Consider the following 17,722-nt stretch of genomic DNA (forward strand, 5'->3'; position numbering starts at 1 on the left):
GGAGTGTAGTAGATGATCATTACAGAACATATGGATTCGGTTCAGGAGCAGATGAGCAGCATCGAACGGCTTCTTATTCGGTTATTATGGGGGCAGCTGCACAATGCGGGATGTATGGACGAACATTTTGTGTTTGAAAAAACGGTTCGCCCATTCTATCAGAAATGGCTGATCGAAAGTCGCCTGATGCTTGCCGAATATGCCCAGGAGTTGCCTGGTCCGGTTGAAAGCCTCCAATTAGAAGAGAATGCGGCATGGGCCCGGTTATCCTGGGAGGAATGGGAGCGCAGACTTCCGGGCTGGATCTCGCATCCCGATGTGCGCGCTTATGCGAGATTGGCCGATTCGATGATTCGTGCTCTTCCGGACATTCTCAAAGGACATAAGGCCGCTACCGAGGTGATGTTTCCCGACTCGTCGATGCATATGGTTGAAGGTATTTATAAACATCATGCCATTGCCGATTATTTCAACGGAACTCTTGCGGAACAGGCACTGAGCGTAATCAATGAATTTACGTCCGAGATAACAGGACACAGGAAAATAAGCATTCTGGAAATCGGCGCCGGTACGGGAGGCACAAGCGAAGTCGTTTTTGAAAAGTTAAAACCTGTCGCACACAAGATACAGGAATACTGTTATTCCGATATATCCCGTGCCTTTCTTATGCATGCTGAACAACAGTATGGCCCCTCGGTACCCTATTTGACATACAAAATTGCCGATTTGAAAATTCCTTTTACCGAGCAAGGCATCGAACCGGGTAGGTATGATCTCATTATTGCGAGCAACGTACTGCATACCACCCCGGATATCCGAGACACACTTCGCATGATCAAGGCATCACTCAAAAAGGATGGACAATTGCTGTTAAACGAGATTACGCGCAAAACCGTAATAAATCACCTGACCTTCGGACTGCTGGAGGGTTGGTGGCAGTACAAGGATGAGAATGTCCGCATCCCGGGGTGTCCGGCGTTGTCGGCCGCAAACTGGAGAAAGATGCTTCAGCGGGAAGGCTATCATTCCGTTCATTACCCGTCAGCACAGGCAGACCGCTATGGACAGCACATCATTGCCGCCAAAAGTGACGGTATCGTCATTCGCGCTAACGGTTCTGCACCTGTTGTTAAGGACGTTTTTCAACCCAGTCGTCCTGCCGATATCGTACACCAGAACGAATCATTCGATGAACAGGAGCAGCCCGCTGCGAATCATGGGATCATCACTGCGGAGATGACTGAACAATTTGTGAAAAAGGCGATCTGTGAAAGCATCGCGGAGGACCTGAAGATGGAGCAGTCCAGAATCCAGAACAATCGCAGCTTCTCGGACTATGGCGTCGATTCCATTATTGCCGTCCATCTGGTCAACGTGCTTAATCAGAAGTGCAAACTGACCTTGCAAACGACCGTGCTGTTCGACTATAACAATGTGGATCGTCTGGCAGAACACATTTTACAGGAATACGGAAAAACGATTGAATCGCTGCTTTTTCAGAGTCAGACTTGGGGGTCAGAACCGGTAGCTGCAATAGCATCAGATAAAACGACAACCATTTTTCCGGGCACATCACTGCCTTCCACATCTGTCAATGATGAATCGACTCCCTTTGCGAACAGCAACGTGGAAGCACCTAATACTCAAATGAATGTCAAAATTTCGGGTTCTTATTTTTATCGGACACATATTGAAAGCCCCTCGGAGATCAACGATCTTCAGCTTCATCAGACCCTTGTGCAGGAGTTGCGGCCTGACGAAGTGCGCATTTCGGTCAGAGCGTTTTCCCTGAATTTTGGGGATTTGCTCTGTATTCGGGGTCTGTATCCGACCATGCCGCCGTATCCTTTTACACCAGGCTTTGAGGCAGCAGGTATTGTAGTCGAAACAGGGGCCTCCGTTACAACGGTAAAAACCGGCGATGAGGTAGTGTTCTATGCAGATGCCTCTCTCGGAGCGCATGCCACCGCTATTACGTGTAAAGCAGAGCAAGTGTTTGCCAAACCTGATCGGCTTACTCATGAGGAAGCTTGCTCGCTGCCCGTCGTAGCCATGACCGTCATTGCCGCCTTCCGCAAAGCCAATATTCAACCCGGCGAACGGGTCTTGATCCAAACGGCAACCGGAGGTGTCGGACTTGTAGCCATTCAGCTTGCCCGCCATCTTGGTGCAGAAATTTTCGCCACGGCCAGCATGCAGCACAAGCTTGATTATTTGCGGGAAATGGGCGCCAGCTATGTAATCAACTATGCCACTACGGACTTTGAACAGGAAGTACAACGGCTCACGAACGGAGAAGGGGTACATGTCATTCTAAATACCCTCCCAGGCGAGGCGCTGCAAAAAGGATTAAACTGTCTTGCGCGGAACGGAAGATACATCGAGATCGCGATGACAGCTCTCAAAAGCGCCCATGCAGTCAACCTGTCGGGACTCAATCACAATCAGAGCTTCTACAGTCTGGATCTGCGCAAGCTGGGCATGGAGCAACCCGAAATGCTCGCGGAATACAGGCAAGAGATGATGCATTGGGTAGAAGAAGGGGTCATCCGTCCCCTGATCGGTCAGACATTCCCGATGGACAGATTGCAGGAAGCCTACCGCTGCATGGATCAACGAAAAAATATCGGAAAAATTGTCATTAACGTGCCGGAATATATGCGCTATCAGTCTGCCGCTGCCGCTCTTCCAGCTGATTCAGCTGATGTCACCACCCGAGTCCGGATTGAAAGTGAAGGAAACAAAAGCGAAGAGCTGACAACGTATGAGCCGGTGGCGATCATTGGCATGAGCGGCCGATTTGCGGGTTCGCGCGACGTAGCGGAATTGTGGGAGCATCTCGAAAAGGGAGATGACCTGATCCAACGCGAACAGCGCTGGAATCTTGCCAAGCATTATGGAGCGGATGTTTCCTTTTGCGACCAGGGCAGCTTTTTGGATAACATTCAAGCGTTTGATCCACTCTTTTTTAACATTTCCGGGCAAGAAGCGGCCTACATGGACCCTCAGCAACGGATTTTTCTGGAGGAAGCCTGGAGAACGTTCGAGGATGCCGGTTATGCCGGCGTCTCGATGCAGGGTCGTAAATGCGGCGTATACGTAGGCTGTACGGAAATGGATTATGGACAGCTGGTGGGTGAACAGCCTCCGGCTCAGTCGTTCTGGGGGAAAGCCGGGTCCATCATTCCAGCCAGGATTGCCTATTATCTCGATTTGAAAGGTCCTGCCATTGCGGTAGATACCGCCTGCTCCAGCTCGTTGGTGGCGATTCATCTGGCGTGTCAGTCACTGTGGGCGAGGGAAACAGAAATGGCGCTTGCGGGCGGGGTGTTTATTCAATCGACTCCCCAGTTCTATATGGATGCCAACCGTGCCGGCATGTTATCAACCACCGGGCGATGTCATACGTTTGATGAACGGGCAGACGGTTTTGTGCCAGGAGAAGGAGCTGGAGCGGTTCTGCTGAAACGACTCAGTGATGCTGTACGTGATGGAGATCACATACATGGCGTAATTCGCGGAACAGGCATCAATCAGGATGGTACGACCAACGGAATCACTGCACCAAGCGCGAAATCGCAGACTGCTCTGGAGAAACAGGTTTATGATCGCTTCGGTATCGATCCGGCCAGCATTCAGCTGGTAGAGGCGCATGGAACCGGAACCCGGCTCGGGGACCCGATCGAGTTCCAGGCGCTCACTAACGCATTTTCGTCATATACGGATCAGAAGCAATACTGTGCGCTGGGCTCCATCAAAACCAATATCGGGCATCTGGCAACCGCAGCGGGCATTGCCGGATTGATCAAGGTTTTGCTTTCCTTGCGTCACAAGCACATTCCAGCTTCGCTGCATATGGAAAAAGCTAATCCCAACATTGCGTTTGGCGACAGCCCTTTTTATGTCAATACGGAGACCAAGCCATGGGACACCGAAAAAGGCCAGAGGAGAAGGGCCGCGATCAGTTCATTTGGATTCAGCGGAACCAATGCCCATATGGTCATTGAAGAGGCACCCCCGCGTCCGGCTGCCAGCTCCGACCTGCGGCCCGGATATCTGATTGCACTGTCAGCCCGTACTGCGGAACAATTACGTCAGCAAGCTGAGCAGCTTGTGTCCTATGCGAAGGAAAACTCCGCGGCGGGAAGTCTGCACATGAGTTATACCTTACTTACAGGCAGACCTCACTTGGCCCATCGGATGATCTGCATTGCCCGCAACGGGGAGCAACTTGCAGATCAGTTGAGTGAGTGGCTTGCAAAAGGGGAGAGCAGTTCAGTAACCAGCGGATTCGTTAATCGAAACGAACTACGCGGCAACGCCTCGTTGAAGCGATACGCCGCCGAATGTATACGGCAATGCCGGGAAACGGAGGATTCCTCTGTTTATCTGGAGCATTTGTCAGCCCTCTGCGAAATGTATGTCCAAGGCTACGATCTTTCTTTCGACAAGCTGTTTCCAATCTCTGCACAGCGTATCCCGCTCCCGACTTACCCCTTTGCAGGGGACGATTACTGGGTACCGGCACGTGAAGATACTCAGCGGGTTAAACAGCCGTCGAGTGCCAAACAGGCTTTTGGAACAGTGCTGCATCCACTTGTTCACAGAAACACATCCAGTGTAAAGCAATTGCAATATTCGTCCACTTTCAGCGGTCAGGAATTCTTTTTCAAGGATCACTTGGTGAAGGGGATGAAGGTGCTTCCGGGTGTAGCTCATTTGGAGTGGGTATGCTTTGCAGCAGATACGGCATGGGGTGATTTCTCGGATTCGAGGATGATTCGCTTGAGAAACGTGATCTGGTCTGCCCCGTTAATTCTGAATGAAACATCAGCGTCCTATGCCATCCGTTTTCGTCCTGTCGAGCAGACAGAGGGAGACGAAACGATGCACTTTGAAATTTGTCAAGAGCAGGGGAAGGAAAGCGATCAACATACACAGGTATACAGTCAGGGCCAAGTCATGCTTGCCAAGCTTCCGGTTCAGATGGAACGGGATATTCAAACCGAACTTGCAGCCTGCATACCCAGCCCGATCCATGCCGAAGCATTCTACGCTGTCTCCGCTCAAACTGGCATCGTCCTTGGGCCGGGCTTACGCGGGATACAGTCCGTATATGTTGGGCAGGATCGTGTCATAGCACACTTGTCACTCCCGCAATCCCTGACCGCTTCGGGTGAAGAATATATTCTTCATCCCAGCTTGATGGACTCGGCACTTCAGGTCACCATCGGATATCTGCTCGGCATTGTGACGGACCAGGCTGCCTCCGGCAGGCCTGCGCTGCCGTTCGCGCTAGAGCAGTTGGATATTCTGGGCCCCTGCACAGCGGAGATGTGGGCGGTTGCCGCGTACAGTTCAGGAAACAGCCGGGACAGCAAAATTCACAAGCTGGATGTAGATCTGTGCGACATGGACGGAGTGGTACGTATACGCATGACCGGATTCACGCCGCGTGTTCTGGAGAAAGATTTCGATACACAGAAGGAAGAAAACGTGAGGCCGATTCTAATGGCGCCGGAATGGAAGCCGCTTGAGATCTCGTCCGACCAATCAACCGCTAAGTACAACAGTCATCTGATCTTGATTTCGGATCATTTTACAGGGCAGCTATCTTCATTGCGTGATGCGTTTCCTCATGCTCGCTGCGAACGACTGGCAACGGACACATTTGCATCCGCTGAGCGATTTGAGCAAAATATTGCATTGCTGCACCCGCTTGCAAGCTTTTTTACTGAATCAGCTGCACACCTGCTCGAAGAAATTAGACAAATGGTGAACACGGAAACCGGAAGCACACTTATTCAGCTCGTTATTCCTTTCGAGGAAGAGGGACAGGGCGGACTGCTCAATGGTCTTGGCGGAATGCTATTGACGGCTTCTAGAGAGCATCGACAGTTGACATGTCAGCTCATTCAGCTGCACTCCTCCATACAAACAGGAGAACTGATCGATAAAATGGCTTCTGAGAGCCGTCATTCAGAAAACGTAATTGCCCGCTATCCGGCTTCCGGCATCAGGCAGACAAGAGTCTGGCATGAGCTGTCTGCTCACTCCGCTGGCAATTCATTGTCCTGGAAAGACGGTGGAGTATATCTGATAACCGGAGGCATCGGCGGAATCGGATTAGCTTTGACACGTACGCTTGTCAGTCAGATCAGGAATGCCACGATTCTGTTAAACGGCCGTTCGACTCCAAACGCCGAGCAGCAGGCCCATCTTCAACAGCTTCAGTTGAACGGAAATCACGTAGTTTATAGGAAAGCGGACATCACTTCCCGTGAAGCAGTTCAGAGACTGGTACAGGAAATTCAGTCTGATTACGGTGAACTGAACGGCATTATTCATGCGGCAGGTGTCGTGAAAGATCGTGGCTTACGGCTCAAAGATTCAAAAGAACTCCGATCCGTCCTAGCTCCCAAAGTGGACGGCACGATATGGATCGATGAATCGACCGCCCACATGGCGCTCGATTTTTTTGTCCTGTTCTCTTCGCTCGCTGCTGTGACCGGCAATCCGGGTCAAGCGGATTACGCCTGTGCGAATGCTTTTATGGATGCCTACGCCACATACCGAGATGTGCTGGTTCGGAACGGACAGCGTAGCGGCAAAACGCTCGCAATCAACTGGCCGCTCTGGAGGGAAGGACGCATGCAACCAGGGGTAGCAGCGGAACAGAAAATTCGCCGCCAATGGGGAATGCGCCCGATGGACACCTCGATCGGAATCAAACTGCTGCATATGGCCATGAACAGCGGTTCATCCCAAGTGCTGGCTTTTTACGGTGAACCGGACGTATTTCTGTCAGGTGTGATGTCTGATTCCGCAGGTTTGGTGGATCAGCCGTCGATATGGAACGTGTCAACAGCTCCTTCACAATCCATGACGTCTGTTGCCGTCCCAAGCGACATTCCTGAGTCGCAAAAACGAACATGGCCGACAGAAGATGAGCGAAAACGGCTGCTCGTTTCCAGAGTCCAAGACGCTTTAACGGATCATATGTCAGAGTTGCTGCAGGTAAACCGGACCGACATCTTTCCAGATGTCGAATTTGGCGAATATGGATTCGATTCCATTTCGTTTACCGATTTCGCCGGTATTCTTAATGAGCACTATGCGCTTAAACTTACACCTACTGTTTTCTTTGAGCACTCCACCTTAAGGTCTTTAACAGGACATCTTGTCGGAGCCTATCCGAAACAGTGGGATACACTTTTGCCTGAGAAGCACATTGACACCGTGGGACTGCATGCTGATGACTCATCACAGGAGAATGAAACAGAAGGTGTCTCCTCTAATCTGCTCGGACAGGTGGAACAGGCTGATTCGCTTTCGATCCGTAACCCATATCCATTTCCGAAGGAAACGGAAGATTCCTCTGAGCAGAAAGAACAAATGGGAGGTTCAGTATCCTCCTCCGAACGCCATCGAGAATCCAGCCTGCCTGAATCCGATCATCAAAATCATAAGGCACCGGAACCCATCGCCATTATTGGCATGAGCGGCCGTTTTCCGATGGCGAAGGACATTGATGCATTATGGGATAACCTGCTTCAGGGACGGGATTGCATCTCAGAAATTCCACCAGATCGGTGGGACTGGAGAGCCTATTACGGAGATCCCGATCAGGCTCATAACAAAACCAACATCAAATGGGGCGGATTTATGGAGGGTGTCGCCGAATTTGATCCTGGCTTCTTTGGCATTTCCCCGCGTGAAGCGGAATTGATGGACCCGCAGCAGCGGCTTTTGATGATGTATGCCTGGAAAGCAATTGAAGATGCGGGTTATGCACCACCAAGCTTGTCCGGTTCACGAATGGGCATTTTTGTTGGCACTGCGAGCAGCGGGTATCATCGTCTGTTGGCACAGGCGGATACCGTAATCGAAGGATATACTTCCACAGGCCATGTGGCTTCCGTAGGTCCTAACCGAATGAGCTTTTTCCTGAATGTACACGGTCCAAGTGAACCCGTGGAGACGGCATGCTCCAGTTCGCTGGTGGCACTTCATAGGGCTGTTCAGGCGATACGAAATGGAGACTGTGATACTGCTATCGTGGGTGGAGTTAATACCATTCTGGACCCGGACTATCATATCAGTTTCAATAAAGCGGGTATGCTGAGTCCAGATGGACGTTGTAAAACGTTCTCCGATGAGGTTAACGGATATGTACGCGGAGAAGGCGTTGGCATGATCTTTTTGAAAGGGTTACGGGCCGCTGAGCAAGCAGGTGACCACATATATGGCCTGATTCGTGCTACGGATGAAAATCATGGTGGACGGGCTGCATCGCTCACCGCACCGAATCCGCGAGCACAGGCCGACTTAATTAAATCCGCATATTCAAAGGCTGGCGTGCACCCTTCTACCATAGGATACATTGAGGCTCACGGAACAGGCACGCCTCTTGGTGATCCCATTGAAATTAATGGCTTGAAGATCGCGTTTCAGGAGACTCTTGCAACTGCGGAACCCAATCTGACAACCTCATCCTCCTGCGGACTGGGTTCCATCAAAACCAACATTGGACATCTGGAACTTGCTGCGGGCATTGCCGGGGTCATTAAGGTACTGCTGCAAATGAAGTACAAAACGCTCGTGAAGACAGTTCATTATGAGAGACCTAACCCTTACATTCAATTGGAAGGAAGTCCTTTTTACATCGTCGATGAAAATAAAGCATGGGAAGCGCTCGATGACTCTGCTGGCAGAACGCTACCAAGACGTGCAGGAGTGAGTTCCTTCGGATTCGGAGGCGTAAACGCACACGTGCTGCTTGAAGAGTATATTCCGGTTGAATCGGTAGCCAATTCTGATAGGACCCTTCATCCAGCTCACGGGGACTCAATGAACAAAGCTACTTCGGTATGCATCGTACTGTCAGCCAAAACCGAAGAAAGACTTCAGGAACAGGCTCGGCAATTGCTGGCGGTGTTGCAATCGGGACGATATGAGGATCGTCATCTGCCTCAGCTCGCGTACACACTTCAGACAGGGCGTGCGGCGATGGAAGAGCGACTGGCTTTGGTGGCAACTTCCATTGCTGAAATAGAAGACCGGCTGGACGCTTATATTCATGATCCACAGAAGGCTGACAACATCTATCGAGGCAAAATAAAGTCCCACAGAGCCTCCATCGCTGCACTGGCAGAGGATGCAGATATGCAGGAAACGGTAAAAAGCTGGGTCCGCAAACGCAAGTATGGACAGCTGCTGGATCTTTGGGCGAAGGGGCTTGAGGTTCCGTGGTCTGAAGGTTACATGGGAAGAACACCCCAGCGAATCAGTCTGCCCACGTATCCGTTTGCCACAAAACGTTATTGGGTGCCTGAACAGAAAGAGCAAAAATCGGGACAACCTGTACCGACATCTTATCTTCACCCGCTTCTCCAGCGAAATACATCGGATCTGCAAGGGATTCGTTTCAGTTCGGAGTGGAGCGGACAGGAATTTTTTCTGAACGATCATGTCATTCACAATCGTAAAATCATGCCAGGGGCCGCCTGCCTCGAAATGGCCAGGGCAGCGCTGGAACAGGTTATTCCGACAGATACATCCCGGCAGGACAGGGTTATTGTTTTTCGCGACATCTACTGGACTGTGCCGCTGGGGATGGAACTGCATTCAGTCACACCGAGCAGGCTCCAGGCGCAATTGGGATTGACTCCGCTGGACACAGGTGAGATCCGTTATGAAATAACCAGCGGGGAAAACAACCAGAGAACCGTACAATCCGAACCATCCAAACGAAATGTACATCATATAGGAACGATTTCGACGTCCACTCGTCAAGCAGCTTCCTATCCAACGATCGATCTGGAATCCTTACTGTTGCAATACGGAAAACAAACGATGATGGCTGCTGAATGTTACCGTTTCTTTGAGCAGTCCGGCCTGTTTTATGGACCGGGTCATCAGGGGATTCAGCGTCTTCATATTGGAGAGGGGCAAGTCATCGCACAATTGAAACTGCCGCCATCTCTTGCATCCACGGCTGAGGAGTACGGTCTGCATCCGGCTCTGGTGGATTCAGCTATACAGGCATGCATCGGATTGCCGCAATTCAAGGAAGGGGGAGTTACACCTTTTTCCTTGGATCAGGCTGTAATCTATCGAGACTGCCCGGATTCCGTCTGGGCATGGGTGCGTCTTTTGCCGGAACAGGATTCTTCCGGAACGGCTAGCAAAGTGCAGATCGATCTATGTGACGACCAGGGAAAAATAGTCCTGCAATTCATAGGGCTGACGATTTTGCACAGACCGTACCCTGGGGAACCATCCGGCGTTATTCAGGAAGAGTACAATACATTTGCGAAGCCAATACCGTATGAAACCATAGCTTACGCCACCTCGGAGAAGCAGACACTGACACAGATTCCACTCTCGGGAGCGATGACTTATGCGCCAAGTTGGAGAGAAGTATCGACCAATCCCGATGTAACCCAACCTATGTCCATGTCTTTCGGTGGTTCGGGGATTATCGTAGGTGGGACGTCGAGGCAGCAGGACGTTATTCAGCAATGGCATCCCGACCTGCGACCTGTTGCGGTTGAAGGGGATGCACTAGAAACAAAACTAGAACTCGAGCTAAAGCGCCATGGCGTAATCAGACGTCTGGTCTGGATTGTGCCGCCCTCAAGCATCGTTCACGGACCGGAGCATGCTGTGGAAGTGATAAATGAGCAGAACCAGGGATTGTTTCAGACATTTCTCCTCATTAAAGTCTTGATGAATCTGGGCTACGACGCACGCAGACTCGATCTGACCATCATAACGGAGAGGGCCTGCAACGTATTGGCTGGAGAAGCCATCTATCCTGCGCACGCCGGAATTAGCGGACTGGCAGGTTCCCTCGCCAAAGAAATGCCGGATTGGAGGGTCTGCCATCTGGATGTGGATGATGTCCATGACATCGGAGCGCATCCCGAACGCCATTTTCCAGGGATATGGGATGGGAATACGCGCGCCTGGCGGAATGGAAAAGGGTATGAAAGTATACTTGTGAACGTCTGCTCTATGGGTGACTCGCATGAAGCATTCAGAAAAAATGGCGTCTACGTCGTTATTGGCGGTGCGGGCGGCATTGGGGAAGCATGGAGTGAATATCTGATTCGGCGCTATCAGGCGCGGCTTATCTGGATTGGCCGAAGAGCGGTCGATGCACGGATCGGAGAGCTATGCAGACGCCTTGGTGAATTGGGAACCGAACCGCTGTATATTTCTGCGGATGCAGCCGACAAGCATAGCTTGCAGGAGGCATACCGCCAGATCAGATCATTGGCCCCAGCCATTCACGGGGTCGTGCATGCTGCCGTAGGTCTGATGGATCAAAGTCTGTCTCAGATGACTCCAGATTATTTCCGCAATGTATTGTCTTCCAAGCTGGATGCCAGTATGAACATGATGAACATTTTTGGACAGGAGCCTCTGGATTTCATGCTGTTTTTCTCTTCCATGAGCTCGTTCACCACACCAGCTGGACAAGCCGGATATGCCGCCGGATGTGCCTTTATCGATGGCATGAGTGCTGCAGCACAATCCTGGAAATTCCCTGTAAAAGTGATGAATTGGGGTTACTGGGCTGAGACCGGCATCGCCAGTCAGGTGCCTGCCGCTTTCAAGCAAAGACTGAATCAGTCGGGAATTGGCTCCATACATCCTGAGGATGCCATGCGGGCGTTGGAACTGCTGATGGCAGGCGGCAAGCATCAGCTGGCGTTCATTCAGACGGACAAGCCAGGGGCAGTGGAAGGCACAGCGTCTGATCGTATGTTTATGGTAGCGCCTGAAGCGAAGCAAGTAGGACGCCATCAGCTCAGGAATCGAATTTCTGGGCAACAGCTCAACGTGAAGCCGCTTCAACAAAAGTGGACCGCCTTTAACGATGAATTCGAATCCATGCTGGCCGGACTGCTGTCGATTCAGTTGCAGCAGATGGCCTCAGCTGATTCGGCAAACCGTCCTATTGCCATCTATGATCGCTGGATGAAGGAAAGCAGAAAGCGCTTAGAACAGTATACGTTGTCGGATGAGTCTCTTGCTTCTGACTCGATGTGGTCGGCATGGGACCAGCGTATGAAGCACTGGCTGCTGGACCCGGATTTTGCGCCACAGGTTAAGTTAGTCGACCAGATGATACGCAGCCTGCCGGAGATTGTCAGAGGAGAACTGGCTGCCACTAATATCATGTTCCCCGACGGAGCGATGGATATGGTGCAGAATATTTACAAGCATAATTCAGCAGCAGACTATTTCAACGGAATACTGGCCGATACCGCCGCAGCGTACCTTGCCGAGCGGCTTGAATCCAATCCACAGGCCAGCTTGCGTATTCTTGAAATCGGTGCCGGGACAGGAGGAACGACGGAAAAGGTGCTTGAGCGGATAAAACCCTTTGCCGCCTCTATTGCGGAGTATGCATACACCGACATCTCAAGAGCATTTCTGCTGCATGGAGAAAAGATCTATGGGGAGAATCATCCTTATCTGAACTGCACCATGCTGGATATCGAAAAACCTCCTGCCGAACAATCCTATGATCTGGGGAGTTATGATCTGGTCATCGCAGCCAATGTTCTTCATGCTACCCGGAACATCAGACGCACCTTGGGTCACGTACACTATCTGTTAAAACAAAACGGCCTGCTTCTGCTGAATGAATTGACCCACAGCTCGCTGTTTAGCCACCTGACATTTGGTTTGCTGGAAGGCTGGTGGCTGTATGAAGATGATGATATCCGTATCGGGGGCTCCCCTGTTCTTGGCAAACAGCAATGGCAGAAGACGCTACAAGAGACCGGGTTTGGACAGGCAATGATGCCAGCCGAACCAGGTGAGAGTCTTGGGCAGCAAATCATCACCGCCTTCAGTGACGGGTATATATCCATGGCCATACCTCCTGCGGAGGCCAGGTCGAATCATAAGCAGATTTCTTCTGAAAACATATCGCTCATGAACAAGGAAAAAATGCAGATAGAACAACAGTCGGAGTCAGAACTTGATTCCGATCAGATGTGGCAGGCCAGCCTGACATTTTTCAAACGTCTGGTCGGAGAGGTTATTCGGATGTCACCTGAACATATCGATGAGTCCGAACCGTTGGAGGCTTACGGCATCGACTCCATTCTCATTGTTCAACTCACGAATCAGTTGCGCAAACATTTTGGCGGCGTGAACACCACGCTGTTTTTTGAGCACAAAACACTTGCATCATTAATTCATTATTTTATGAAACAGCACAGAGTGGAGCTGTTGGCGGCGGCTCTACCGAATCTGCCTGAAAAAGAGCCGGAACAAACGCGCGAATCCCTTATTCAGCCAACCGTTTTGGCAGTGGAAATGACGATGCAGGAGCCTGTTTTAGATCCGGCAAAAAATGTACCCATGACGGCATCTCTTAACTTGGCTGCCAATGAACCGATTGCCATTATTGGCATAAGCGGCAAATATCCGCAGGCAGATAATCTGGAGCAATTTTGGGACAACCTGATTGCAGGCAAGGACTGCATCACGGAAATTCCGGAAGAACGCTGGTCACTTGAAGGATTCTATGAACCGGATCGCAAGGAAGCCGCGCGCAAAGGCAAAAGCTACAGCAAATGGGGCGGCTTCATTGAAGGATACGCCGATTTTGATCCGCTGTTCTTCCAGCTCTCTCCCCGAGAGGTCATGAACATGGACCCGCAGGAAAGGCTCTTTTTGCAAACCGTATGGGAAGCGCTTGAAGACTCGGGCTATACAAGGGAACAGATGGATCGACAGTACAATGGAAAAGTGGGGGTCTTTGCGGGCATTACCAAAAGCGGCTTCAACCTCTACGGCCCGCCACTATGGAATGAAGGGAGTGTATGGTTCCCGCAGACCTCGTTCAGTTCGGTCGCAAACCGGGTTTCCTATTTGCTGAACCTCCATGGGCCCAGCATGCCGGTGGATACGATGTGCTCCTCTTCACTCACGGCTATCCATGAAGCATGTGAAAGCATTCGCCGCGGTGAATGTGAGGCAGCGATTGCAGGCGGGGTGAACCTGTATCTGCATCCTTCAAGCTATGTTGCCTTGTGTGCCCAGCAGATGCTGGCAGCTGACGGTAAATGCAAAAGCTTCGCTCAGGAGGCGGACGGTTTTGTACCCGGGGAAGGCGTGGGGGTGGTTATCCTGAAACAGCTGTCCAAAGCGGTTGAAGATGGCGATCAGATCCATGCGGTCATTCGCGGAACCCACATTAACCATGGCGGCAAAACGAATGGCTATATGGTTCCCAATCCTGCAGCCCAGGGAGACCTGATTCGGGAGACGATCAACAAGGCAGGCATTGATGCCCGCTGGATCAGCTATATTGAAGCTCATGGAACCGGGACAAGCCTGGGAGATCCGATTGAAATGGCTGGACTTGCCCGTGCGTTCCGCCAGGATACGCAGGATAAAGGATACTGCTCCATCGGCTCACTGAAAAGCAACGTTGGACATATGGAATCGGCGGCCGGAATTGGCGGACTCACCAAGATTATCCTTCAGTTGAAACATGGTCAGATTGCACCCAGTCTGCATGCCGAAGAGCTGAACAGAGAAATTGACTTCAAGAACACGCCGTTTATCGTACAGCAGAAGGCGAGCGATTGGTTAAGACCGATGGTTGAGGTGGACGGACAGATACGGGAAATACCGCGCATTGCTGGTGTATCCTCATTTGGCGCTGGGGGCGCAAACGCACATGTAATCGTTGAAGAATATATTCCTGCTCCTGCTCAACATTCTTTTCCTGTGATAGAAAGCTCTTCTGGCAGGAAAGAACGTAACTCGGAGCAACCGGTAATGATCGTTTTGTCTGCCCAAAATGAAGAAAGGCTGGTTGCTGTGGCGGAGAAACTTCTACTATACATTAGCCGCCGAACATTGGATGATCAGGTGCTAGATAAGCTGGCCTATACACTTCAAACCGGCAGAGAGGCAATGGAAGAACGTTTGGCTTTTACAGCAAGCACAATACATGAACTGATCGCTAGACTGGTTACCATTCAAACCGAAAAGTTAAAGCAAGCCATTCCGTGGATGTACAGAGGACGGGTTAATCGAACCTCGTATACTCCTTTAGACACCGAGCAAGAAGCGAACAAACCTCCTTCTGAAGATGTCAGACAGGCCATGATGCAAGTTAACGTGGATCGATTGCTGGAATTATGGGTGAATGGCGCGAAGCTGGACTGGAAGCAAATGTATGGTCCAATAACGCCAGGCAAAATGAGTCTGCCCACCTATCCGTTTGAGCGGGAAAAATATTGGCTGCCTGACGCCAAAGGAATGCTGCATGTTGCTAGTACCACCGAGGCAGATTCCCGCAATACCATTGTGCTTCATCCGATGCTTCACCATAATACATCCCTGTTATCGGAGCAGCGCTTCACCTCACGGTTCAGCGGTGATGAATTTTTCCTGTCAGATCATCAGGTCGGAACCTACCGGGTACTTCCGGGAGTAGCCTATTTGGAAATGGCTCGCGAGGCTGTGAAACGCTCTGTAGAACATGTTGATTCCGTGTCCGAGGTGATTGTCCTGGAAAATATCATCTGGGGCAGACCCGTGGTAATCGCCGCTCAGGCCACCGACGTTCATGTGCGTTTGTATACGGAAGAGCAGGGAGACATCCACTACGAAGTATACACCCAAGATGCGTCAGTCGAGTTGCTGCACAGTCAGGGTTTGGCTTTGCTGAAAACCGAGACTCAAGACTTAAGGCTGAATCTGGCAGATATACGAAACAGGTGCATCAAACCGTGGACAGCGGATGAATGCTATCAGGCTTTTGAACAGATGGGACTGCACTATGGCACAGCCATGCAAGGGATCGAAACGGTTTATACGGGAGAAAACGCGGTGCTGGCCAAGCTCGCTCTGCCTGCCCGGGTGAGGGACTCCGCTCGTGACTTCGTCCTGCATCCGTCCATGGCAGATGCGGCTTTGCAGTCAGCCATTGGATTGCTGCTTGCACATTCGATGCCTGATGATCACAGACTGCAAACAAGTCCAAGTCCGCTGCTTCCTTTTGCACTGGAGCGGGCCGTTTTCCACCGTCCTTGTACAGCCCACATGTGGGCTTATATTCGTTACAGTAACGGACATAAGCCATCTTATTCGCTGCAAAAGCTGGACATCGACTTGTGTGATGAAGATGGAAATGTATGTGTGCAATTCGAGGGCTTCACCAGCAAACCATTGAAGGGAGAGATTCACATGGGGAAAACATCATCTCCAACCGAATCACAAACACTGATGTTTGCAAAAGAGTGGAAGGAACAGGAAGCTGTAGTTGTGCCTGAGGTGGTATACAGTCGTCATATCGTCATGTTATCTGGCCCCTGGACAGAGCAGGAACACGTCATGGCTGCCAAACTTCCGAATGTGCAGTATGTATCCCTTGGGCCAGACCCAGCGGATCGGGTTGCTCATTCCGGCTTGATGGATGAGCAATACTTGTTTGCTGTTAAGAAAGCCTATCGTTATGTGCAACAGTTGCTCAAAGCTAGACCGGAAGGTGCTGTACTCATTCAACTGTTGGTTTCCAAGCGGGCACAGTACAAATTATTCGGAGGATTATCTGCCTTGCTGAAAACGGCTGAATTGGAAAATCCGAAAATCATCATTCAAATCATTGAAGCAGATGATCTTCAGAGTACCAAACGAGTTATGCAGATCCTAACGGAAAGCAGTCAAAGCGCTGGCGACACACATATCCGCTATCAGAACGATAAAAGATATACAGTATTGTGGAAAGAGCTCGGTTCTTCTCATTCATCCTTTGTCGAGCTGCCTTGGAAAGATCGAGGCGTGTATCTGATTACAGGCGGTCTGGGAGCAATCGGATCTATCATAGCGGAGCATATCGCCGAGCAGGCGGAACATCCCGTACTCATCCTTACGGGGCGCTCGGAACCGGATGAATCAGATCGCCAGCGAATGGCGTTGCTGGAACAGATGGGGGCAGAGGTCATCTATCGGCGTTCGGATGTCTCGAAGAGGGAAGCTGTAGATGAACTGATGATGGAAATCAGCCGAAATCACGGCGGATTGCATGGAATTATTCATAATGCAGGCTTATTTCGCGACAGTTATATGATCCGAAAGGAGCTTGATGACATCGAGGAAGTACTGGCTCCAAAAGTCGCTGGAACGGTTCATTTGGATGAAGCAAGCCAGTATTTCAAGCTGGACTTTTTTGTATTGTTTTCCTCGCTTGCCGGGGTGCATGGCAATGTGGGTCAGGCCGATTATGCGGCAGCGAATGCGTTTATGGACGAATATTCCGAATACCGCAATGAACGTGTTCAGCAGGGAGAACGTCACGGGTTTACACTTGCCATTAATTGGCCCTTGTGGGAAGAGGGCGGTATGTATATGAATGATCATGCGAGACAGAACATGGAGCGAATATCAGGAACGGCTCCACTGGAGCGTGCAAATGCGATGCGATCTCTCCAGCAGATATTGCTAGAGAGAAGGTCACCTGTAGTCGTCATACAGGGGGAGGCTGATCAAATGCGAAGCTTCATGGGTGTTACCGGAAAAGCACCGATTATGAATACTAGTAAAGAATACAGCCATTCCGATGACGAGAATTACCTCCACCTTGTAGAGAAAATTCGCAGCGGCGAATGTACCCTTGATCAGCTAATGCATCTCAAGTAGTTGCACTTGTATTGCTTGCTTCTAGCCGGTTTTAAAGACT

General features: G+C 50.8%; 1 protein-coding gene. It reads left to right on the top strand.

All coding sequences use genetic code 11. The features are described 5' to 3' along the window. Positions 1-12 precede the first annotated feature (12 nt). A complete protein-coding gene (locus M1D71_RS14985; RefSeq protein ID WP_458122605.1) occupies positions 13-17,682 on the top strand; it encodes an SDR family NAD(P)-dependent oxidoreductase in 17,670 nt (5,889 codons plus the stop codon). Positions 17,683-17,722: the final 40 nt, after the last annotated feature.

This window comes from Paenibacillus sp. Z3-2 (assembly GCF_054161325.1).

Bases quoted from the DNA above. Each gene is read 5' to 3' on its own strand.
- M1D71_RS14985 (WP_458122605.1), top strand. From the start codon at position 13: ATGATCATTACAGAACATATGGATTCGGTTCAGGAGCAGATGAGCAGC.